21 protein-coding genes are annotated in these 20323 nt (G+C 70.9%); 11 read left to right on the forward strand and 10 right to left on the reverse strand.

Features of this window, described 5'->3' with window-relative positions:
* Positions 1-210 precede the first annotated feature (210 nt).
* The 4 genes from ACFU9P_RS02910 (at position 211) to ACFU9P_RS02925 (ending at position 3330) form a co-directional block, all read left to right on the forward strand.
* Complete coding sequence (locus tag ACFU9P_RS02910; RefSeq protein WP_384077416.1) at positions 211-1068, forward strand: GntR family transcriptional regulator; 858 nt, start codon at positions 211-213, stop codon at positions 1066-1068.
* Positions 1069-1163: 95 nt separating this feature from the next.
* Positions 1164-1940 (forward strand): GntR family transcriptional regulator, encoded by a 777-nt coding sequence (locus ACFU9P_RS02915; protein WP_384077905.1) that lies wholly within the window; start codon positions 1164-1166, stop codon positions 1938-1940.
* A gap of 17 nt (positions 1941-1957) precedes the next feature.
* Positions 1958-2191: a dodecin gene (locus ACFU9P_RS02920; RefSeq protein WP_376384931.1), complete on the forward strand. Its 234-nt coding sequence runs from the start codon at positions 1958-1960 to the stop codon at positions 2189-2191.
* A gap of 116 nt (positions 2192-2307) precedes the next feature.
* Positions 2308-3330, forward strand: a complete 1023-nt coding sequence (locus tag ACFU9P_RS02925) for an MsnO8 family LLM class oxidoreductase (RefSeq protein WP_384077418.1) — start codon at positions 2308-2310, stop codon at positions 3328-3330.
* Positions 3331-3341: 11 nt separating this feature from the next.
* On the opposite strand, the gene ACFU9P_RS02930 is transcribed toward ACFU9P_RS02925, so the two are convergent.
* From ACFU9P_RS02930 to ACFU9P_RS02940, 3 genes are read right to left on the reverse strand one after another with little or no spacing between them, the layout of a single operon-like run.
* A complete protein-coding gene (locus tag ACFU9P_RS02930) occupies positions 3342-4088 on the reverse strand; it encodes a succinate dehydrogenase/fumarate reductase iron-sulfur subunit (RefSeq protein ID WP_217305413.1) in 747 nt (248 codons plus the stop codon).
* On the reverse strand, positions 4085-6121 hold the full coding sequence (locus ACFU9P_RS02935; RefSeq protein ID WP_384077420.1) for a fumarate reductase/succinate dehydrogenase flavoprotein subunit: 2037 nt from the start codon (positions 6119-6121) through the stop codon (positions 4085-4087). Before ACFU9P_RS02935 ends, ACFU9P_RS02930 begins: the two co-directional genes overlap by 4 nt.
* Before the next feature lie 2 nt (positions 6122-6123).
* Positions 6124-6834, reverse strand: coding sequence for a succinate dehydrogenase (locus tag ACFU9P_RS02940; RefSeq protein ID WP_384077422.1), 711 nt, complete (start codon positions 6832-6834; stop codon positions 6124-6126).
* Between the two features lie 96 nt (positions 6835-6930).
* On the opposite strand from ACFU9P_RS02940, the gene ACFU9P_RS02945 reads away from it, so the two are divergent.
* Positions 6931-7923: a LysR family transcriptional regulator gene (locus ACFU9P_RS02945; RefSeq protein WP_384077424.1), complete on the forward strand. Its 993-nt coding sequence runs from the start codon at positions 6931-6933 to the stop codon at positions 7921-7923.
* Here the strand turns inward: ACFU9P_RS02945 and ACFU9P_RS02950 are convergent.
* The 3 genes from ACFU9P_RS02950 to ACFU9P_RS02960 all read right to left on the reverse strand — a co-directional run bounded on the left by ACFU9P_RS02950 (position 7893) and on the right by ACFU9P_RS02960 (position 12196).
* Positions 7893-10064 carry a putative bifunctional diguanylate cyclase/phosphodiesterase gene (locus ACFU9P_RS02950; RefSeq protein ID WP_376384945.1) on the reverse strand — a complete coding sequence of 724 codons (2172 nt, stop codon included), beginning with the start codon at positions 10062-10064 and terminating at the stop codon, positions 7893-7895. The two genes, ACFU9P_RS02945 and ACFU9P_RS02950, sit on opposite strands and share 31 nt — an antisense overlap.
* Positions 10061-10873: an SAM-dependent methyltransferase gene (locus tag ACFU9P_RS02955; protein WP_384077426.1), complete on the reverse strand. Its 813-nt coding sequence runs from the start codon at positions 10871-10873 to the stop codon at positions 10061-10063. Before ACFU9P_RS02955 ends, ACFU9P_RS02950 begins: the two co-directional genes overlap by 4 nt.
* Positions 10874-11245: 372 nt before the next feature.
* Entirely contained in the window at positions 11246-12196 is a 951-nt protein-coding gene (locus tag ACFU9P_RS02960; protein WP_376374832.1) for an SCO0930 family lipoprotein, read from the reverse strand.
* A gap of 366 nt (positions 12197-12562) precedes the next feature.
* Here ACFU9P_RS02960 and ACFU9P_RS02965 point away from each other — a divergent pair, with 366 nt between their 5' ends.
* The 3 genes from ACFU9P_RS02965 to ACFU9P_RS02975 all read left to right on the forward strand — a co-directional run bounded on the left by ACFU9P_RS02965 (position 12563) and on the right by ACFU9P_RS02975 (position 14555).
* Positions 12563-12931 (forward strand): hypothetical protein, encoded by a 369-nt coding sequence (locus ACFU9P_RS02965; protein ID WP_384077428.1) that lies wholly within the window; start codon positions 12563-12565, stop codon positions 12929-12931.
* A 111-nt stretch (positions 12932-13042) separates the two neighbouring features.
* On the forward strand, positions 13043-13807 hold the full coding sequence (locus ACFU9P_RS02970) for a hypothetical protein (protein WP_376374827.1): 765 nt from the start codon (positions 13043-13045) through the stop codon (positions 13805-13807).
* 190 nt (positions 13808-13997) lie between these two features.
* The gene (locus tag ACFU9P_RS02975; protein WP_376374822.1) at positions 13998-14555 is read left to right on the forward strand and encodes a hypothetical protein; all 558 of its coding nucleotides are present in this window, start codon (positions 13998-14000) and stop codon (positions 14553-14555) included.
* A 146-nt stretch (positions 14556-14701) separates the two neighbouring features.
* On the opposite strand, the gene ACFU9P_RS02980 is transcribed toward ACFU9P_RS02975, so the two are convergent.
* On the reverse strand, positions 14702-15187 hold the full coding sequence (locus tag ACFU9P_RS02980) for a hypothetical protein (RefSeq protein WP_376374818.1): 486 nt from the start codon (positions 15185-15187) through the stop codon (positions 14702-14704).
* 311 nt (positions 15188-15498) lie between these two features.
* Here ACFU9P_RS02980 and ACFU9P_RS02985 point away from each other — a divergent pair, with 311 nt between their 5' ends.
* Entirely contained in the window at positions 15499-16158 is a 660-nt protein-coding gene (locus ACFU9P_RS02985; protein WP_384077431.1) for a class F sortase, read from the forward strand.
* 117 nt (positions 16159-16275) lie between these two features.
* Here ACFU9P_RS02985 and ACFU9P_RS02990 read toward each other — a convergent pair whose 3' ends face one another.
* On the reverse strand, positions 16276-17136 hold the full coding sequence (locus ACFU9P_RS02990; RefSeq protein ID WP_376374812.1) for a polysaccharide deacetylase family protein: 861 nt from the start codon (positions 17134-17136) through the stop codon (positions 16276-16278).
* Between the two features lie 215 nt (positions 17137-17351).
* Here ACFU9P_RS02990 and ACFU9P_RS02995 point away from each other — a divergent pair, with 215 nt between their 5' ends.
* On the forward strand, positions 17352-17810 hold the full coding sequence (locus ACFU9P_RS02995) for a universal stress protein (RefSeq protein WP_376374809.1): 459 nt from the start codon (positions 17352-17354) through the stop codon (positions 17808-17810).
* Positions 17811-17950: 140 nt separating this feature from the next.
* Here ACFU9P_RS02995 and ACFU9P_RS03000 read toward each other — a convergent pair whose 3' ends face one another.
* On the reverse strand, positions 17951-19135 hold the full coding sequence (locus ACFU9P_RS03000) for a CapA family protein (protein ID WP_384077433.1): 1185 nt from the start codon (positions 19133-19135) through the stop codon (positions 17951-17953).
* 285 nt (positions 19136-19420) lie between these two features.
* Here ACFU9P_RS03000 and ACFU9P_RS03005 point away from each other — a divergent pair, with 285 nt between their 5' ends.
* A complete protein-coding gene (locus ACFU9P_RS03005; protein ID WP_376374804.1) occupies positions 19421-19999 on the forward strand; it encodes a sigma-70 family RNA polymerase sigma factor in 579 nt (192 codons plus the stop codon).
* On the opposite strand, the gene ACFU9P_RS03010 is transcribed toward ACFU9P_RS03005, so the two are convergent.
* Positions 19936-20253, reverse strand: a complete 318-nt coding sequence (locus ACFU9P_RS03010) for a zf-HC2 domain-containing protein (RefSeq protein WP_384077434.1) — start codon at positions 20251-20253, stop codon at positions 19936-19938. The genes ACFU9P_RS03005 and ACFU9P_RS03010 overlap by 64 nt on opposite strands.
* Positions 20254-20323: the final 70 nt, after the last annotated feature.

Consider the following 20323-nt stretch of genomic DNA (forward strand, 5'->3'; position numbering starts at 1 on the left):
GTAAGGTGTGTGAGCAGAAGGTGGCATGGACCAATGTCGGCGTCAAGCCCCCGGAAAGCAGGCGCTGTTGGCGGGTGTGGTGGGAACTGTCGCAGGGATCATGGCGCGCTTGGTTACGATGGTGTTTACCAGTTGCCCCGTCCGGGTCATATGACCAGTCAGGGTCGTATCGGGGTCATCGGGGACAGAGCACAAGGGACGGAAGAGGTCATGCCCATGGGGAGCGGCTCGTCGGGGGGCCCGTCAGGTGGCCCGTCGGGTGCGGTGCTCAAGCGCGAGCGGGTACGGGAGCATCTGCTCGGTCTGATCGAGGCGGGCAGCCCGGGGGACGCGATCCCCTCCGAGCGCGCCCTCTGCGCCGAACTCGGTGTCTCCCGCCCCACCTTGCGCACCGCCGTCGACGAACTCGTCGCCACCGGACAGCTCGTACGGGAGCACGGCCGCGGGATGTTCGTCGCCCCCGCCAAGATCACCCAGGAACTCACCCCGGAGGACACGGCGTTCGTCGTCCCCCGCGCCTCCGGCACCTGGTCGAGCCGCATCCTGGAACGTACGACCTTCCGGGCGGGCGCCAGGATCGGCCGCAAACTGCGCGTCTCCCCCGCCGCCGAGCTGATCTACATCGCCCGGCTGCGGCTGGTCGACGGCTCCCCCATCGCCATCGAGCATCTCCACATCCCCGCGGAACTCGCCCCGGCGCTGACCCCGCAGGAACTCGAATCGGGCGAGCTGTACGACCACTTGAGGGAGCATCACCAGCTCTCCGTGCACGAGGCCACCCAGTCGATCGAACCGACGGTGGTCAGCGAGTCCGAGGCCGAGGTCCTCGGGGTGCCGGTGCTCTCCCCCGCCCTGCTGATCGAACGCCTCACGCTCGACACCTCGGGCCGCCCCGTCGAGTACGTCCACTCCCTGTACCGGGGCGACCGCTACCGGATCGTCTCCCGGCTGGCCCTGGGCACCGGGCCGGCCCGCTCCCGGCAGGACGGCCACCATCCGGGCATTCCGCCGGGCGATTTCGCCCACGACGGCATCATCACCTCGTCCACGACGGGTGATGCATACTGACCGCAGCTTCCGACGGCTCACCGGGAGGGCCCGTGCGCGAGACCCGTACCCCTCACCCGGAGCGGCCGGACCAGCCGGTGCACCCCGTACCGCCGGTGCATCCGGTGCTCAAGCGGGAGCGGGTACGGGAGTATCTGCTCGGTCTTGTCGACACACGGCGGCCGGGCGAGGCCATCCCGTCCGAGCGCACGCTCTGCGCGGAGCTGGGGGTCTCACGCCCCACCCTGCGGACGGCGGTGGACGAACTCGTCGCCACCGGACTGCTGGTCCGCGAGCACGGCCGCGGCATGTTCGTGGCGCCCGCGAAGATCACCCAGGAGCTGGTCGCCGAGGACCGCTCGGCCTCGGCGCCCCGGGCGCCGGGGGCCTGGTCGGCCCGGGTGCTGGAGTTCCGTACGGCCGGGGCGGGCGCCCGGGTGGGGCGCAGGCTGCGGATGTCGCCCGCCGCCGAGGTGGTGTATGTGGCGCGGCTGCGGTTCGTGGACGGCGGTCCTGTCGCCCTGGAGTATCTCCATATCCCCGCCGAGCTGGTGCCCGGGCTGACACCGGAGCGGATGGAGTCCGGGTTCTACGCGTATCTGCGTGAGGAGCGGCGGATCAGGATGGCCGAGGCCGTGCAGTCGATCGAGCCGACCGTGCTCAGCGAGGACGAGGCGGAGCTGCTGGGGGTGCCGGTGCTCTCGCCCGCGCTGCTCTTCGACCGGATCACCTCGGACGCCTCGGGCCAGCCCGTCGAGTACGTACGCTCCCTCTACCGCGGCGACCGCTACCGCATCGTCTCGCGGCTGGCGCTGGGCGGCGCGGCCGGGGACCGCCCGGCACCGGACGCGGACGCCTCGCGGAGCGCGGCGTGGTGGGGCACGGTGGAGTGAGGGAGGAGGGCGAGCCCATGTCCCACCACAACCACCACCCCCACCACACCTACCGGGTCACCGAGATCTACGGCACGTCGCACGAGGGCATCGACGACGCGATCCGCAATGGCATCAACCGCGCGGCCCAGACCCTGCGGGGCCTGGACTGGTTCGAGGTGACGGAGGTACGCGGCCATATCGAGGACGGCGACATCGAGCACTTCCAGGTGGGCCTGAAGGTCGGGTTCCGTCTCGAAGGCGACGAGTGAGCGCGGGGGCTCGGAATGAGCCCGTCCGGCGATCGAGGACACAGCGCAGGAGCCTGCCCGGCGCTTGAGGACACCGCCCCCGGGAATCCTGGCCCGGGCCGCGTGTTACATCATGCGTGAGCAGCATCGCCCGCATCCCGTTCTCCGTACTCGACCGCTCCCGCACCCGGCACGGCCAGGCCGCCCCCCTCGCGCTGCGCGACACCGTACGGTTCGCCCAGCGGATCGAGGCGCTCGGCTACCACCGCTTCTGGGTGTCCGAGCACCACAGCGTGCCGGGCGTCGCGGGGTCCGCGCCGACCGTGCTGGCGGCCGCCGTCGCCGCCGCGACCTCCGCCATCCGCGTCGGCACCGGCGGCGTCATGCTGCCCAACCATCAACCGCTGGTGGTCGCCGAACAGTTCGGGGTGCTGGAGTCGCTCTTCCCCGGCCGGATCGACATGGGGCTCGGCCGTTCCGTGGGATTCACCGACGGGATACGCGCGGCGCTGGGCCGGGACAAGCGGGACGCCGACGACTTCCCCGGCCGGCTCACCGAGCTGCTCGGCTACTTCACCGGCACCCAGAGCGCTCATCCCCAGGTCCATGCCCTGCCCGCCGAGGGGCTGCGCCCGCCCGCCTTCGTACTGGCCACCGGAAAGGGCGCCCGGGTCGCCGCCGAGGCCGGGCTGCCGCTGGTCATCGCGCCGGCGCGGGGCGAGGACGCGATGCTGCGGGCGATCGACATGTACCGCGAGGACTTCCGCCCCTCCGTCTGGAGCGAGCGCCCCTATGTGGTGCTCTCCGGTACGGTCGCGGTCGCGCCCACCACCGAGGAGGCCCGCCGGCTGCTGCTCCCGGAGGCGTGGTCCACCGCGTACTCCCGCACCCACGGCTCGTTCCCGCCGCTCGTCCCCGTCGACACCGTCCTCGCCACCCCGATGACCACCCGGGAGCAGGCGCTGTACGAGACGGCGTGGCGCGGCCAGCTCCATGGGACGGAGGACGAGGTGGCGGCCGGCCTGGACAAGCTGCTGGCGTGCAGCGCCGCCGACGAGTATCTGGTCACGACCAGTACGTACGACGGCGGCGCCCTGCTGGACTCGTACGAGCGCCTGGCGGCCCTCCTGGGTCTGCGGCCCCCGCGTGTGTCAGCGTGAGACCTGCCCTGTCAGCGTGAGACCTTGCGGGCCGCCCTCAGCCATTCCTTGTTCATCGCCGCGATCGACGGCAGCGGAATGCCCTTCGGGCAGGCCGTGGCGCATTCACCGGTGAGGGTGCAGCCGCCGAAGCCCTCCTCGTCCATGGTGGCGACCATGTCCAGGACCCGGGTCTCGCGCTCGGGGGCGCCCTGCGGAAGGGTGTTGAGGTGGTTGACCTTGGCCGAGGTGAAGAGCATCGCCGAACCGTTGGGGCAGGCCGCGACACAGGCGCCGCAGCCGATGCACTCGGCGTGTTCGAAGGCGAAGTCGGCGGCGGGCTTGGGCACCGGGGTGGCATGGGCCTCGGGGGCGGAGCCGGTCGGGGCGGTGATGTAGCCGCCGGCGCCGATGATCCGGTCGAAGGCGGAACGGTCCACCACCAGGTCCTTGACCACCGGGAACGCCCCGGCCCGCCAGGGCTCGACATCGATGGTGTCGCCGTCCTTGAAGTGCCGCATATGGAGCTGGCAGGTGGTGGTGCGCTCGGGGCCGTGCGCGTCGCCGTTGATGACCACTCCGCAGGCGCCGCAGATACCCTCACGGCAGTCGTGGTCGAAGGCGACCGGCTCGTCGCCCGCGAGGATCAGCTCCTCGTTGAGCGTGTCGAGCATCTCCAGGAACGACATGTCCTCGGAGATGCCGTCGATGCCGTAGGTGACCATGGCACCGGGGGTGTCCGCGTCCGGCTGGCGCCAGACGCGCAGGGTGAGCCTCATGCGTAGCTCCGCTGGGTGGGGTGGACGTACTCGAAGACGAGGTCTTCCTTGTGCAGGACGGGCGCGGCGCCGGTCCCGGCGAACTCCCAGGCGGCGGCGTACGAGAACGCGTCGTCGCGGCGGGCCGCCTCGCCGCCCTCGGTCTGCGACTCCTCGCGGAAGTGGCCGCCGCAGGACTCCGTACGGTGCAGCGCGTCGAGGCACATCAGCTCGGCCAGTTCCAGATAGTCGACGATGCGATTGGCCTTCTCCAGCGCCTGGTTGAGCTGTTCGCCGGTGCCCGGCACCTTGATCCGGCGCCAGAACTCCTCGCGGATCTGCGGGATCCGGTCGAGCGCCTTGCGCAGGCCTTCCTCGGTCCGCGCCATACCGCAGTGGTCCCAGAGCAGTTCGCCGATCTCCTTGTGGAACGAGTCGGGCGTACGGTCGCCGTCCACGGCGAGCAGCAGCCGCAGCCGGTCCTCGGTGTCGGCGACGGCCTCGGCGACCTCCGGATGGCTGTCGTCGATCTCCTCGTGGCGCGGATTGCGGGCGAGGTAGTCGTTGATGGTGGACGGCAGGACGAAGTAGCCGTCGGCCAGCCCCTGCATCAGCGCGGACGCGCCGAGCCGGTTGGCTCCGTGGTCGGAGAAGTTGGCCTCGCCGATCGCGAACAGGCCCGGCACGGTGGTCTGGAGGTCGTAGTCGACCCACAGCCCGCCCATGGTGTAGTGGATCGCCGGGTAGATGCGCATGGGCACTTCGTACGGGTCCTCGGCGGTGATCCGCTCGTACATCTCGAAGAGATTGCCGTACTTCTCCTCGACGGCCTTGCGGCCGAGCCTGGCGATGGCGTCGGCGAAGTCCAGATAGACGCCCTGGCCGCCGGGGCCGACCCCGCGCCCTTCGTCACAGACGTTCTTCGCGGCGCGCGAGGCGATGTCGCGGGGGACGAGATTGCCGAAGGAGGGGTAGATCCGCTCCAGGTAGTAGTCCCGCTCGGCCTCGGGGATCTCGGCCGGCGGGCGCCGGTCGCCGCGCGCGAGGGGCACCCAGATCCGGCCGTCGTTGCGGAGCGACTCGCTCATCAGGGTGAGCTTGGACTGGTGGTCGCCGGAGCGCGGGATGCAGGTGGGGTGGATCTGGGTGAAGCAGGGGTTGGCGAAGTGGGCACCGCGCCGGTGGGCGCGCCAGACCGCGGTGGCGTTGCTGTTCTTGGCGTTGGTCGAGAGATAGAAGACATTGCCGTAGCCGCCCGAGGCGAGGACGACGGCGTCCGCGAAGTAGGTGGAGATCTTGCCGGAGACGAGGTCGCGGGCGACGATGCCGCGGGCCCGGCCGTCGACGACGATCAGGTCGAGCATCTCGGTGCGCGGATGCATCTCGACGGCGCCCGCCGCTATCTGCCGGGACAGCGCCTGGTAGGCACCGAGCAGGAGCTGCTGGCCCGTCTGGCCGCGCGCGTAGAACGTACGGGAGACCTGGACGCCGCCGAAGGAGCGGGTGTCGAGGAGTCCGCCGTACTCCCGGGCGAAGGGGACGCCCTGGGCGACGCACTGGTCGATGATCTCGACCGAGACCTCGGCGAGCCGGTGCACATTGGACTCGCGGGCCCGGAAGTCGCCGCCCTTCACGGTGTCGTAGAAGAGCCGCTGGATGGAGTCGCCGTCGTTGCGGTAGTTCTTGGCGGCGTTGATACCGCCCTGCGCGGCGATGGAGTGGGCGCGGCGTGGTGAGTCCTGATAGCAGAACTGGACGACGTGATAGCCCTGTTCGGCGAGGGTGGCGCCCGCGGCGCCGCCCGCCAGACCCGTACCGACGACGATCACGGTGTGCTTGCGGCGGTTGGCGGGGTTCACCAGCTTCGCTTCGAAACGGCGCCGGTTCCAGCGCTCGGCGATGGGCCCGTCCGGCGCCTTGGTGTCGGTGACGGGCTCGCCGACGGTGTAGTGCGCGTAGTCGGCGTAGTGGACAGGTTCAGGGGATTCAGTGGGTCCAGCGGGTGCGGCAGGCGCGGCGGGTTCGTTCAGGCTCTGCTCACGGCTTGTGTCCATGCTCAGCTCACCACTCCGGTCATGACGGTGACGGGTACGGCGATGAAGCCCGCGGTCAGCGCCACCGCCAGCGCGGTGGCCGTGGTCTTCAGGGCGCGTTCGCGGGTGGCGCTGCCCGCGCCGAGGGTCTGCGCGGCGCTCCAGAAGCCGTGCTGGATGTGCAGGCCGAGCGCGAGCATCGCGATGATGTAGATGGCGTTCCCGTACCAGGTGGAGAAGGTGTCCACGACGTTCTGGTACGGATGGCCGGGCTGGAAGCCCCCGGGGTGCACGGTGCCGGTCGTCAGATCGAGGATGTGCCAGACGATGAACAGGCCGAGGATGATCCCGCCCCAGCGCATGGTCCTCGTGGCATAGCCGGCGCGCGGGCGCTTGTGCACGTACTTGCTCGGACGGGCGGCGATGTCGCGGCGGCTGAGCTGGTACGCGCAGACCGCGTGCAGCACGACGGCGACGACCAGGACCGTACGGACGATCCACAGCGCCCACTCGTAGTGCAGGACGGGCTCGCCCAGGGTGCGCAGCCAGTGCGCGTACCCGTTGAACTCGGGCGGCCCGAAGAAGATCTTGAGATTGCCCAGCATGTGCGCGACCAGATAGCCGAGCATGATCAGGCCGCTTACGGCCATGACCGTTTTCTTTCCGATCGTGGATCCCCAGAGGGTGCGGGTCATGGACGGCCGTTGGTCCGTCCCCCGCGTTGCCAGCGCCATGTACAGCACGCTAGGCGGGGGGAAGCCGAGTGGTCCAAGACATGGTCCGGCTCATCTCCATAGCCCGTGCCTATCGCGCGATCTATTCTGGCTTCCATGCAGTTCCAGCAGCTCCTCTACTTCGTGGCCGTCGCCGAGACCCGGCACTTCACCCGCGCCGCCGAGCGGGTCCATGTCTCGCAGCCGTCCCTCTCGCAGCAGATCAGGGCGCTGGAGAAGGAGCTGGGGGCCGAGCTGTTCAGCCGTGCCCGGGGCAATGTCGCGCTCACCGACGCGGGCGAGGCGCTGCTGCCGCTGGCCCGGCGGATCCTGGCCGACACCGAGACCGCCCGGCACGAGGTGCAGGAGCTGGCGCAGTTGCGGCGCGGCCGGGTCAGGCTGGGCGCGACACCCAGTGTGTGCACGGGCCTGCTGCCCGATGTGCTGCGCACCTTCCACGATCTGCATCCGGGCATCCAGTTGCTGATCGAGGAGAGCGGCTCGCACGATCTGGTACGGGAGCTGGCGCGCGGCGCACTGGATCTGGCGCTGGTGGTGCTGCCCCTGCCGTCCGCGTCCCCCGCGCTGACCACGGTCGAGCTGCTGCACGAGGACCTGGTGGTGGTCTCGTCGGCCGCCGTCGCGCCCCCGGACCGCCCGCTCAGGATCGCCGATCTGGAGGGCGAGCCGCTGGTGATGTTCCGGCACGGCTACGACCTGCGCGAGCTGACCGTGGCGGCCTGCCGGGCCGCCGGATTCGAGCCGTCGTTCACCGTGGAGGGCGGCGAGATGGACGCCGTCCTCGGTTTTGTACGGGCCGGACTCGGCCTGGCGGTCGTACCGAGCATGGTGGCGGCGCGGGCGCGCGATCTGCGGGTCACGGCGCTGGCGAGGCCGGGGCTCCGCCGTACGATCGCGCTCGCCCACCGCAGCGATGTCGCCCCGCCGCGCGCCGCCCGCGAACTCCAGAAGGTGCTGCTGGCCACGCAGACCGCCACCCTCGGACGGGCCCGGAGCACGTCTCGTACCCCCGGCCCGTCCGCGTCAGCTCGGACGACGTCCGGTCAGACCGCGCCCGCTCAGACCGCGTCCGCGAGCGACAGCGTGTGAAGCTGCTCGGGCGGCCCCGGCCTGGCGTAGTACCAGCCCTGCGCGGTGTCGCAGCCGAGCCGCCGCAGATGCTCCGCCTGTGCCCCGGTCTCCACCCCCTCGACCGTGACCGCCAGTTCCAGGCTGTGCGCGAGCGAGACGATCCCCTCCACGATCTTCAGATCGACCGGGTCCGCCGGATGCTGCTGCATCCCCTGGGTGAAGGAGCGGTCGAGCTTGAGGACGCTCACCGGCAGCCTGCGCAGATTGGCCAGGTTCGAGTAGCCGGTCCCGAAGTCGTCGAGCGCGATGTCGACACCCATCTCTGCGAGCTGGCGCAGCGGCTTGAGCAGGTCCTCGTCGGCGCCGATCAGCGCCGACTCGGTCACCTCCAGACAGAGCGAGCCCGGCGGCAGACCGATCCGCTCCAGCACCTCCACCGTGTCGGCGACGAGGCCGGGGTGGTGGAGCTGGGCCGGGGAGAGGTTCACATTGATGCGCAGCGGGCCGCCGAGTGTGCCCGCGGGGCGCGTCTGGTGCCAGAACATGGCCTGCCGTACGGACTGTTCCAGCACCCAGCGCCCGAGCGGCACGATCAGCCCGGTGTGCTCGGCGAGCGGGATGAACCGGTCGGGGCCGAGCACTCCGTGCTGCGGATGCGACCAGCGCACCAGCGCCTCCGCGCCGTGCACCGTCCCGTCGTCGAGATGGACCAGCGGCTGGTACTCGATGAAGAACTCACCGCGCTCCAGGGCGGCCGGCAGCGCGGTCGTCAGTCCGTGCCGGGTGATGGCGCGGGCGTCGGCCTCCGGGTCGGCCAGCTCGTAGCGGTTGCCGCCCGCCGCCTTGGCCCGGTACATGGTGATGTCCGCGCTGCGCAGCACCTCGGCGGGGCTGTGTTCGGCGGCGAGCCCCTCCACGATGCCGATACTGCCCCGTACGGTGAACTCCCGGCCGTCCAGCAGGATCGGGGTGGCCAGCGCGCCCAGGATCCGGGAGGCGAGATCGGCCACCGCGCGCTCGGTGTCCGGTCCCGTCGTCAGCGCCACGAACTCGTCGCCGCCGATCCGGGCCACCATCTCGCCGGGCGCGGTCGCGCAGCTCTGGAGCCGGTCCGCGACCTCGACCAGCAGCCGGTCGCCCGAGGCGTGGCCGAGGCTGTCGTTGATCGCCTTGAAGCCGTCGAGATCGAGGTAGCAGAGGCCGAAGCGGGCGCTCTCGGCGGCGGAGAGCGTCTTCTCAAGACGCTCGAAGAACAGGGTCCGGTTGGGCAGTCCGGTCAGGGCGTCGTGTGTGGCCTCGTACCGCAGCCGCAGATTGAGCAGCCGCCGCTCGGTGGTGTCCTCCATCAGCGCGAGCTGGTACTGCGGGGCGCCCTCGGCGTCGCGGAGCAGCGAGACCGTCAGATTGGTCCAGAGGACGGTGCCGTCATTGCGGTAGAAGGGCTTCTCGGCGCGGAAGTGCTCGCGCTCGCCGCGGACCAGCTCGCCGTACATCCGCCAGAAGTGCGGTACGTCCTCGGGGTGGCCCCACTCGCTCACATTCCTGCTGCGGACATGGTGTTCGAGTCCGCCGAACATCTCGGTGAGGGTGTCGTTAACCTCCAGCACATTGCCGTCGAGGTCGGCGATGCCGATGCCGAAGGCCGCGCCCTCGAACACCGCGCGGAAGCGCGTCTCGGTGGCGTGCAGCGCCTCCTCGGCGTGGCTACGCGCGGAGAGCGCGGAGCGGGCGATGGCCTCCTGCTCGGCGAGGGTGCGCTCGCGCAGCGCCTGGGCGAAGCCCGCGGCGAGGGAGTGCTGGAGGCGGGCGCAGCGGGCCCGGCTCTCCTCGCCGGGCAGCTCGTCCGTACCGCAGTACAGGACCAGGTACGAGTCGACAACGCCGAGGGTACGGGTGAGCACCTCGGGGTCGGTGCAGTGCGCGGCCACCAGGGCGGCGCCGACGCGGGCCGCGGGCGCGGTGTCGAAGGGGCGCGCGTGCAGCGCGTCCTTCAGCTCCCGGGCCAGGGGCGTCAGTTGGGTCTCGAACTCGGGGCGGGTCAGGGACGTGGCCGCGGCGGGGAAGACCGCCCGGCTCCAGATCGTGGCGAACCGTCTGAGTCTGTCTTCCGGGCCGTCCGGGTCCGCCGCGGAGCCCGCCGGCTGCGACGGCACCATCACGCCTTGCGTCCCACTCCGGCGAAGCCCGCGAAGGCGTACGGGTCCTCCTGGGCGACGGGGCATTCGGGGCGCCACTCGGGCATGGCCACCAGACCGGGCTCGACGAGTTCGAAGCCGTCGAAGAACCGGGCGGTCTCCTCACGGCTCCGCATCACCAGCGGACTGCGGATGTCCCGGTAGACATCGACGGCGCCGCCCGCCTGCTCGCGCGACACCGGAAGGCGGTCGTACGAGGCGTGGGTGAGGACGAGCAGACTGCCGGGCGCGAGCGCGTCGCGCAGCTCGGCCACCGCGCCGTACGGGTCGTCCGCGTCCTCCAGGAAGTGCAGGACGGCGACGAGCAGCAGGGCCACCGGCTGCTCGGGGTCGAGGAGTTGGCGTGCCTCGGGGCTGGTGAGGATCTGTCCGGGCTTGCGGAGATCTGCGCTCACGACGGCGGCGTTCCCGTTGCCTTCGAGCACCGCCCTGCTGTGGGCGACGGCGACGGGGTCGTGGTCGACATAAAGGACCCGGGCTTCGGGGTGCGCGGTCTGGGTGACTTCATGGACATTACCGAAGGTGGGAATGCCGGAACCGATGTCGAGAAACTGCGAGACGCCTTCGGCCAGCGCGAATTCGACAGCGCGGCGCATGAACGCCCGGTTCGCCTTCATGATCTTGGGCAGCCCCGGCATGAACCCCATTGCCTTGCGCGCGGCTTCCCTGTCCACCTCGAAATTGTACGAACCGCCCAGATAGTAGTCGTAAATGCGGGAAACGCTCGGCACCGATATGTCGATGCCTCGCGGGGCCCAGGCGGGACGCTCCATCGATGTCTCCAACACGTAGCCACGGGTCGCGGCCAAGTACCTGGCCGGTTGTTCGAGCCGAGGCTACTGATCGACCGCCAAGAGAGCGAGCCCAAACGGAAATTAGCGGTCCGTTCTTGGTCACAGGCCGACGGCACGTGCGGCTAGGGCCTTTCGTTTGGGTCTGGCTGGATCAGGGAGCGGGGTCTGGTGCCGTGGATCGCAAGGCGGAGGAGGGAGGCGACGCGGAGCGTCGTCGACTGACGACAACGCCGCGAGGCGCGGTGCCAGGGCACGCGAGCCCAGCCAGACCCAAACGAGAGGCCCTAAGGTCCGCCGTCGCGCGGGAGGGGCGCGACGGCGGACCGGTGGGGCCGGAGCACGGTGTGGGGACTACTTGGGTGCTCCGACCAGCTTGGCATTCGGGGAAACCGCGTACCAGGTGCCGCCCACGCCCTGGCCATTGGTGTCGCCCGGCTTTGCGTCGCCGCTGAAGGTGTAGAGCGGCCAGCAGTCCATGGTCTGCTGCTTGATTCCATCGGGCCTGTCGAAGGTCACGAAGCCCTTCTTGGTGATGCCTTCGGTGTCATTCTTGTCGACGGGCTCGACGACCGGCCACTTGTCCAGGCACTCGCCGGTGCAGGCCGTCGACATCGGCCACGCGGTGTCCTTCTTGAACCGGTACACCGTCATTCCCTGTGAATCCACCACGATGTCGCCGAGCTTGGGGTCCTTGCGGACGGACAGGCCCGGGAGATCACCGGCGGTCACCTCGTCGTCCGAGCCCGCACCGGAGGCGTCGGCGGGGGCGGCCTTCTTGCCGTCGGGGGCAGAGGCGAACCAAGTGCCGCCCACACCCTGGCCGTTGGCGTCGCCGGGGCTGGTGTCCTTGGCGTACCGGTACATCGGCCAGCCCGCGATGGTGAGCTGCTTGGTGCCGTCGGCGCGGGTGATCTCGCCGAGCAGCTCGGGGTCGGTGCCGGGCGCCGCCTTGGCTCCGTCCGGGGAGACCACGGGCCAGGCGGTGGCACAGTCGCCCTCGCAGTTCGAGGTGGGCGGCTCGGCCGTGTCCTTGTCGAAGCGGTAGAGCGTGAACCCCTCGCTGTCGGTGACGACTTCGCCGAGTTCCTTGCTGTCCCACACGGCGAGCTGACCCGCCTTCTTGGCCACCGCGGCGCCCGTGTCGGCGCCGTAGCCGCTGTCCGCTCCGTAGCCGGCGTCGGCCGGCTTGGCGGCGCCGACGGACAGGCCGGTGTCGGTGCCCTGCTCCTGACCGCACGCCGTCGTCAGGGCCAGTACGGCCGCCGCGGTCACCGCGAGCGAGGCGTTCCGCCAGGTGTTCATGTCAACTCCCGTTGCTCGTAAGCCAGTTGATCCGTTTGCTGCGCCCGGGTGCGCCGTTCATGGCCCTTAGTACGGGCCGGGTGCACCGCAGCGTTCAACGCGGCTTGAAAAAACTTCCGGCACTCAAACGTGCTGGAGCCCAAATCCCCCAAACGGGCGAATCCGAGTGCGTTCCGGCGTGCCGCGGCCGGCCGGGGAACAGGCTCCTGCCGTGTATGGATCGCTCGTCGGACGGCTGTCGGCTGCCGTCGCACTCATATGGCTGTCGGCCGTGCCCACGCCGGCCGCGGCGCATACCTGCGTGTACGCCTCGGTGGGGCCCCATGGGCACCATCTCGTGGTGTCCGTGTCGGTCGGCGGCCGCCATTGCCCGACGCCGACACCTTCGCCGTCCCCGGAGCCGCCCACACCGTCGCCTTCGCCATCTCCCTCGCCCTCGCCATCGCCGCCGCCTCCGACGCCCACGCCCACGCCTCCGGAGCCGCCCGCCCCGCCGACACCGACGCCCCGGCCGACGCCGAAGCCGACGCCTCCGCCGGCCCCGAGTGTCACGCCGAAGCCGGTGCCCGTCCGGCCCGCTGCCAGGACGCCACGGCCGGTTCCGCCGGCGCCCGTGCCCGTACGGAAGCCGGCGCCGAGCCCGGTACGGCCGTCCCCGAAGCCGCCGCCGACGCCCTCGGCGAGCCCCTCGCCGTCCCGGGTGCCCCTGCCCGCGTACCGCAAGGCGACCCGTGACCAGCCCGGCGGCGGGCCCTCCTTGGTCTCGCTGATGCTCCTGATCACGGCCCCCGCCGTCCTGGCCGTCGCCGTCCTGCGTCCCCGCTCCCGCTGATCCACGGAGAATCCATGTCGGAATGGCTCGTCCTGAGCATCGCGATGGCCGCCGCCTGCGCGGTCGTCCTCACCATCGTCGTCATCAACAACCGCCGTATCCCTGACGACGACGATCCCTCCGGGACACCGGACGTCATGGAGTACATGACGATGATGATCGGCGTGATCTACGCGATCGTGCTGGGCCTGGCGATCGCCGGTGTCTGGGAGGGGCGCAGCGCCGCCCAGGAGTCGGTACGCCAGGAGGCCCAGTCCCTGCACGAGATCCGGCAGCGGGTCCAGGTCTACCCGGCCGTGGTCAGGGACCGGATCCGCGACGACGTCGACGCGTACGTCTCGTATGTCGTCCACCGCGAGTGGCCGTACATGGCCGAGCACGAGGCCCTCAGCGCGGAGGGCACCCGGCTGTTCGACCAACTGCGGCGCGATGTCACGCAGTACGCCCCGAAGACCGAGCTGGAGGGGCAGGCGTACCAGCCGCTGGTGGACGAGGTGGCCGCCGCCGACGACGCCAGAGGGGCGCGTGGGGGGAACGCGGGGGCGACGATGCCATGGGTGGTCTGGTTCGGTCTGATCACCGGCGCGGTGGTCACGGTGGGGCTGATCTTCGTGCTCCAGATCCGCCGTACGTTCCGTGAACTGCTGCTGGCGGGGCTCTTCAGCGCGCTGATCGCCTTCCTGCTCTTCCTCATCTGGGATTTCGACGCGCCGTACGGCCGCGGGATCGCCGCGACCGCGGCACCGTTCCTGGATCTGTTCCCGCAGGCAGGAGGCTGAGGGCACCGGCCGTCAAGGGGGCCGTATCGGACACGGGTGTCCGCCGTACGAGGGACACCCGTGCCCCATTCGCCCGCCAGCGATCGCGAGTGTGATAACGCGCTCTTAGCGTTTCTGGCAACGAGGAGCATTCGCCGACATATGCGGAAACCGGTTCCGCCGCTGCTCCCCGGGACCCGGAGGATTCACCATGCGAGCGATACGTGCCGCGTCCGCCGCTCTGCTGGGAGTGGCCGCATTCGCCCTGACCGCACCTGCCGCCGTCGCCGCCGACGCGCCGTTCGGATACAGCATCACCCCGTCCACGGTCGCGCCCGGTGGCCGGGTGACGCTGGCCGTCACCAAGTGCAGCACGCCCGCCACCGCCTCCTCCGGGGTCTTCGACACCGTCACCATCCCCTCCGGCCGCACGGCGACGGCCACCGTCGACTGGGACGCCAAGGCGGGCGCCCGCTACGAGGTGACCTTCACCTGCAACGGCGTCTCGGCGAAGACCACCGTCGCCGTCTCCAACTCCGCCAGGACACCGGCCCCCGTACCGGTCCCCACGGGGACCACGGGAACCACCGCGGCCGTACCGGCGCCCGCGGGCACCGTCAGCTCGCCCGGAGGTGTCAGGGGCGGCCTCGGCGGCAGCATCGGCGGAATGAACATGGCCGAGATCGTCACCGGTACGGCGCTGGTGGTGGCCGGCATCACGGGGACCGTCTACGCCATCCGGCGGCGCGCGGAGCACCGTGGCCACTGACCGCACACCGGCCGGAACCGTCCCGTACCCACTCCTCCGCCGGGAAGGCAGCCAGGAATCCCGTCGCCCCGAGTCCTCCGCCTGGACTCGGGGCGACGGGCATGCGGGGCGCTCCGGCCCCCGCGAGGACCGGACCGTAGGGCCGGTCAGACCCCCGCACCGGTGAGCCGACGGCGGCGCGCGACGAACAGGGAACCACCGACGGCCGCCGTGGCGACCAGCCCGCCGCCGACCGCCATCTCCGTGGAGCTGGGGCCGATGGAACCGCCGAGCCCGCCGAGTGCGCCGCGCCCCGCGAGCACCTCGAACTGGTGGGTCTCGACCCGGTTGTTGTCGCTGCACTTGACGGCGAGGTTGTAGCGGCCGGGAGTGGCATCGTCGTGGATCCGCGCCACTGCCCTGGAGTGCCCCGACGGATTGACCGACAGCTCGACCCGCCGGAAGGCGTTGGACGTGACAGTCCCGCCGTGGCCGCAGCCCTGGACGGTGATCTCGATCCTGCCGCCCTGATGGACCGAGAACGGGTTGACGGTGACATTCCTCGGACCGTCCGTGGCGGCGGCCAGTGGGGCGGAGAGCGCCACGGCCGCGCAGGCGGCCGCGGACACCGCGAGAGCGCGTGAAGCACGCATCGTTGAACCTCCAGCGGAAGACGCCCCAAAGCGGTGCTCCGGGAGATTCGACGAGTACGCCTTCCATGACGAACCATCACCGCGCAACCCCATCGCCGCACTTCGGCACTGGTCCACCCCGGTGAGCCGACACGCCGACCGGAAGGCGCCAGGCCCGATGGAGGCGCAGGTCACCGACCGTCAGAAGTTTTTATATGCCGATTACTCGGATGGGTCAGCGCGGGGGGTCCCGCCACCCGTTCGCCCGCCTCTGATCGCGGACCGGGACCCGCGCGCTTACCGTGCGAGCAGACCCCCACGAAGGGAGAACTATGGCCAAGGCCCATTACGCTCCGGAGTCGAGACTGCGGTCGCCCTGGGGCGTTCTGGCTCTCGTCATGCTCACCGGTATCGCCCTGATGCGCAACGGACTGGATGTCTCGCTGGGGCCGCCGCAGCCCGCATCGGCGGCCGGTCTCGGGCGTCCGGACCCGGCCGCGGCGGCCGCGCACACGATGCCGATCGTGAAGCCCCTGCCGTACGCCCCGATGGCGCGGCTGCGGATCCCGGCGATCAAGGTCGACACCCCGGTCGTCGATGTCGGGCTCGACTCGGACGGCTGGATCGCGGCCCCGCCGCCGCGGGACCCCAATCTCGCCGGCTGGTACCAGAACGGCATCGCGCCGGGCCAGCGCGGCACCTCGGTGGTCGTGGGCCATGTCGACAACCAGGCGGGACCGGCCGTCTTCTACGCACTCGGTTCGCTGGAGAAGGGCCAGCACATCGAGGTGACCCGGTTCGACAACCGGACCGCGGTGTTCGAGATCTACGGGGTCGAGGTCTTCGCCAAGAACGGCTTCCCCGGCGCCCGGGTCTACGGCGACACCGGCCATGCCGAGCTGCGGGTGATCACCTGCGGCGGCGGCTACTCGAAGTCCGCCGGGTACGCGGGCAATGTCGTCGTCTTCGCCCGCCTGATCGGGACGCGCTGACGGCTCCGGCACGGCCCCGGGAGGGGAAACAAATGGGGCCGGCCGGCTCACTCGGGCCGGCCGGCCCATCGGTACGTACGGTGCGTATCTCCCGCCGCCCGCCCGGGCGGGCGTCCCTCATCGGTGCGGCACCGCGATGCGGTAGCCGCTCTTCAGCAGCTTGGGCAGATAGGTACGGAGAGCCGCCACGCTCTGCGAGCGGTTGCCGCCCGCGTCGTGCGACAGCACCACCACCCCCGGGCCCGCGCCGTCCAGCACCTTGTCGACGATCGACTTCGTGCCCGGGGTGTTCCAGTCAAGGGTGTCGACGGTCCAGGCGAGGGGTTCCATGCCCAGTTCGGCGCCGATCTCGAAGGAGTGCTTGTTCCAGGCGCCGTACGGTGCCCGGTACCAGAGCGGCGCGGTGCCGACGATCTCCTCGATCACCTCGCTGGTCCTGCCCATCTCCTTGCGGATACTCGACGGCCGCAGACTGGGCATGAGCGGATGGCTCCAGGTGTGGTTGCACACCACATGCCCGTCGTCGGCGATCTCCCGCAGCAGATCCGGGTACTCCTCGGCCTGCCCGCCGCAGACGAAGAACATCGCCCGGACGTCATAGGTGCGCAGGGTGCGCAGGATGCCCGGGGTGTAGCGGGGGTCGGGTCCGTCGTCGAAGGTGAGCACCATGCTCCTGCCCAGTTCGGGCAGGTTCAGGAGGGGTTTCTTGCGTACCGGCGGCGAGGCTCTGCGCAAGCCGAGCGGGGGGCCCTCGGTCATGGGCTGGAGCCGGTACGCGGAGGGCTTGAGCGGGGGGCTCGCCTTCGCGCCCGCCGCCTCCACGGCGTCCTTGGCACCCGCCTGCGGGGCCGGGACCACAGGGGGGCCGGGCGTCTGGGCCTGGCCCGCGGTGAACATCCGGGCGACGAGGGCGGCGCCGAGGCAGGCGGCGACCCGCAGGACAGCTCGCCGCCCTGGAATCATCTGATCCTTTTTCATGACCAATGGCTCGCACGGCGGATGGTTCCCACCGCTCAGCAACACCCCGAAGCCGGATGAAAGCACCCGATGGGATGAGCACCGTCACGGCCCAGGACACCGCGTGTCAAAGGGAGCGAAAGTCTCTCACGGATGCCCGGTCCGGCCACAATCGCGGCCGATCACAGGGGCCTCCCCCATGCGCCCCCGTCACCGGAAACGGATAGCCTGCGTCCGTGACCCAGCAGCCCACCAGATTCGAACGCGGCACCGACGGCCCGAAGGTGATCGTCGTCGGTGTGGACGGGTCGAAGTCCTCGTTCCGCGCGGCTTCGTACGCCGGCGGTCTCGCCCGCCGGCAGAACGCGCTGCTCGCCATCGTCTACGTACAGCCGGTGCTCGCGGCGGGCGCGGCCCTGGGCGCCCCGGTCTCGGACACGACCAGCGAGATCGCCGAGGAACTCATGCAGGAGATCCGGGAGGCGATAGAGCGGGTCAAGGATGTCTGGGACGTCCGCTGGGAGTTCCACACCTTCCATGGCGACCCGTACAACGGGCTGGTCACCGCGGCCGACGAGCTGAAGGCCGACGCGGTGGTGGTGGGCGCCTCGGAGTCGGCGGGGCACCGGATCATCGGCTCGGTGGCGGTACGGCTGGTCAAGTCGGGCCGCTGGCCGGTGACAGTCGTCCCGTAGGACCCCGCAGGACCGGACCCGAGACCCGGAGAAGCCCCTCAGCGAGACGCTGAGGGGCTTCTCCGCGGTAGCGATGTCCTCCGATCGCCGGACGGGCCGGTGCTGTGTTCCTGGTCGCCGGGCGGGCGATTCCCGCCGTGTCAGCGGCCCATCCTCAGCCCGGCCGCCTTCGCGCCGCGGCTGAGGACCGCCTCGCTGATGTCCGACTGGATCTCGCGGTAGTCCTCCCGCCCGGGATCGCGCCGTACCGCCTCCGGCAGATTGACCACCCGCAGGGTGTCCAGGTCCATCATCTGCGGGATGAACTCGGCTTTCTTCACCTGCCAGCGCCCGCCCTTCTCCGCGGGCGGCGCGAAGGTGAAGCGCCCGATCGAGCCGTGGTTGCCGCGGTCGTCCAGCTCGCCGCCGTCATTGGTCATCGTGCCGGCGACCTGGTCGCCCATCCCGTAGATGATCCAGGTGCCGTTGACCTTCTCGTACGGCTGCGGGACATGCGCGTGGGTGCCGAGGATCAGATCGATGTCGGGCCGGCCGCCGCTGCGGGAGGCGGTGAGCTTCTTGCCCAGGGCGAGCTGCTCCTCGTCGGGCTCGGTCTGCCACTCCGTGCCCCAGTGCAGGCTCACCACGACGACATCGGCCCCGGCGCTCCGGGCCGCGCGGGCGTCGGCGACGATCTGCTCGTCGTCGATGAGACCGACCGCCCAGGGCTGGTCCTCGGGGAACGGGTTGTCGTTGGTGCCGAAGGTGTACGCGAGCTGGGCGATCTTCGCACCGCCCGCCTTCATCAGGGCCGGGCGCATGGACTCGGCGACCGAGCGGGCCGAGCCCGCGTGCCGGACGCCCGCCTTGTCGAGGGCGTCGAGGGTACGGCGTACGCCGTCGGCCCCGTCGTCCAGGCTGTGGTTCGAGGCGGTGGAGCACGAGTCGTAGCCGGTGTCCTTGAGGCCCTGGGCGATCTCCGGCGGGGACACGAAGGACGGATAGCCGCTGTACGGGCCGCCCTCCTCGCCGTACACCGTCTCCATGTGGCAGATCGCCACGTCCGCGCCCGAGACGACCGGCTTCACGGCGGCGAACATCGGCGCGAAGTCATAGCCCTCGCCCTCCGCGTCGGACTCCCCCTGGTCGATGACGGAGTCGTGCGGAAGGACATCGCCCGAGGCGACGAGGGTGAATCCGCGGTGCGGAGCGGCGCCGTCCGCGGCGGGGCCGTGGTGCGGCGGCCGGTCGGGGGTGGGGGGCCGCTCGGGTCCCGCGCAGGCTGCCGCGGTTCCGAGGAGCACCGCGGCGGCGGCGACCGCTCCCTGTCGCATGCGCTTGGTCATGGCCGTACTCCGTCTTCAGGGGATCATTCGGTGATATCAACGCAATGAATCCATATAGTCATATAAATGGATGTCAAGTCACCAGGCCGACAAGGTGAAGGAAAGGGACCGAACGCCGCCACCCGACCGTTCACCGCACCACTCGCCGCAGTGAGCGACCGCTCGTCGCAGAGCCCTGCGCTCCGTCTGTCCCTCGACGCCGCCATGCGCTCGGATACGGCCGGACAGGACCTGGGCGGCGGCCCCTCCGCAGCACAGCGACCCCGACGGGAAAGGGCGTTCACGATGACCACCGCGACGGCCACGGAGACGACCGACGAGCGGGCACTGGCGGAGCTCCAGCGCGCGCACGGACCCGCCCTGCTGAACTTCCTGCTGGGCCTGACCCACGGGGACCGCCAGCGCGCCGAGGATCTGGTGCAGGAGACGCTCGTACGGGCCTGGCAGCACCCCGAGGCCTTCGACGGGCCCTTCGACTCCATGCGGCCCTGGCTGTTCACCGTCGGCCGCAGGCTGGCGATCGACGCCCGCAGGTCGCGGCTGGCCCGGCCCTTCGAGGTCAGCGACGGAATACTCGCGGCCACGCCCGACCCGGAGGACCCCACGGAGAGCGCGGTCGCGGTGCTCGACGTACGGGAGGCCGTGAAGACGCTGAGCCAGGAGCACCGCGCGGTGCTGGTGCAGATCTACTTCCGCGGGCTGAGCGTGCACGAGACGGCGCGGGCGCTGGGGATACCGGAGGGCACGGTCAAGTCCCGCTCGTACTACGCGCTACGGGCGCTGGGCCGCTCGCTGCCCGGCTACAGCAGGTCGTCCTCGTCGCAGAGCGCGAGGAGCGACGGCGTGTCGGCCACCTCCAGGTAGGCCGCGCCGCACGGGTCGCAGCCGGCGAGATGGTCCGCGACGCGCCGGTCCTCCGCCGGCGCCAGCGCCCCGAGCACATAGGCACCGAGCAGCCCGCGCACATGCGGACCCCGCGGCTCCGGGCCCACCGGCCCCCGCGGACCCGGCCCCGGCTCCGGGCGCGACGGACCGGGGCAGCGGCCGGAACCGGCCGCCCCCTCGCCGGAATCCCCCGTTCCACCGCCGTCCGCGGCACCGCCGGCCACACCCGTCACAATCCGCTCCCGTCCGCCGTCCGATCCTGCCCTTCTGGCCACGCGGGGCGGCCGCCGCCGGTTCAATGCT

The sequence above is a fragment of the Streptomyces sp. NPDC057617 genome (assembly GCF_042800555.1).
GTDB lineage: Bacteria > Actinomycetota > Actinomycetes > Streptomycetales > Streptomycetaceae > Streptomyces.

What these genes read in the sequence shown, in the direction of transcription:
- ACFU9P_RS02940 (WP_384077422.1), bottom strand. Translation starts at nt 6,834, where the DNA reads ATGGCGCTGGCAACGCGGGGGACGGACCAACGGCCGTCCATGACCCGC.
- ACFU9P_RS02990 (WP_376374812.1), bottom strand. Translation starts at nt 17,136, where the DNA reads ATGAAAAAGGATCAGATGATTCCAGGGCGGCGAGCTGTCCTGCGGGTC.
- ACFU9P_RS02980 (WP_376374818.1), bottom strand. Translation starts at nt 15,187, where the DNA reads ATGCGTGCTTCACGCGCTCTCGCGGTGTCCGCGGCCGCCTGCGCGGCC.
- ACFU9P_RS02935 (WP_384077420.1), bottom strand. Translation starts at nt 6,121, where the DNA reads ATGGACACAAGCCGTGAGCAGAGCCTGAACGAACCCGCCGCGCCTGCC.
- ACFU9P_RS03000 (WP_384077433.1), bottom strand. Translation starts at nt 19,135, where the DNA reads ATGACCAAGCGCATGCGACAGGGAGCGGTCGCCGCCGCCGCGGTGCTC.
- ACFU9P_RS02920 (WP_376384931.1), top strand. Translation starts at nt 1,958, where the DNA reads ATGTCCCACCACAACCACCACCCCCACCACACCTACCGGGTCACCGAG.
- ACFU9P_RS02930 (WP_217305413.1), bottom strand. Translation starts at nt 4,088, where the DNA reads ATGAGGCTCACCCTGCGCGTCTGGCGCCAGCCGGACGCGGACACCCCC.
- ACFU9P_RS02975 (WP_376374822.1), top strand. Translation starts at nt 13,998, where the DNA reads ATGCGAGCGATACGTGCCGCGTCCGCCGCTCTGCTGGGAGTGGCCGCA.
- ACFU9P_RS02985 (WP_384077431.1), top strand. Translation starts at nt 15,499, where the DNA reads ATGGCCAAGGCCCATTACGCTCCGGAGTCGAGACTGCGGTCGCCCTGG.
- ACFU9P_RS02970 (WP_376374827.1), top strand. Translation starts at nt 13,043, where the DNA reads ATGTCGGAATGGCTCGTCCTGAGCATCGCGATGGCCGCCGCCTGCGCG.
- ACFU9P_RS03005 (WP_376374804.1), top strand. Translation starts at nt 19,421, where the DNA reads ATGACCACCGCGACGGCCACGGAGACGACCGACGAGCGGGCACTGGCG.
- ACFU9P_RS02910 (WP_384077416.1), top strand. Translation starts at nt 211, where the DNA reads ATGCCCATGGGGAGCGGCTCGTCGGGGGGCCCGTCAGGTGGCCCGTCG.
- ACFU9P_RS02945 (WP_384077424.1), top strand. Translation starts at nt 6,931, where the DNA reads ATGCAGTTCCAGCAGCTCCTCTACTTCGTGGCCGTCGCCGAGACCCGG.
- ACFU9P_RS02955 (WP_384077426.1), bottom strand. Translation starts at nt 10,873, where the DNA reads ATGGAGCGTCCCGCCTGGGCCCCGCGAGGCATCGACATATCGGTGCCG.
- ACFU9P_RS02960 (WP_376374832.1), bottom strand. Translation starts at nt 12,196, where the DNA reads ATGAACACCTGGCGGAACGCCTCGCTCGCGGTGACCGCGGCGGCCGTA.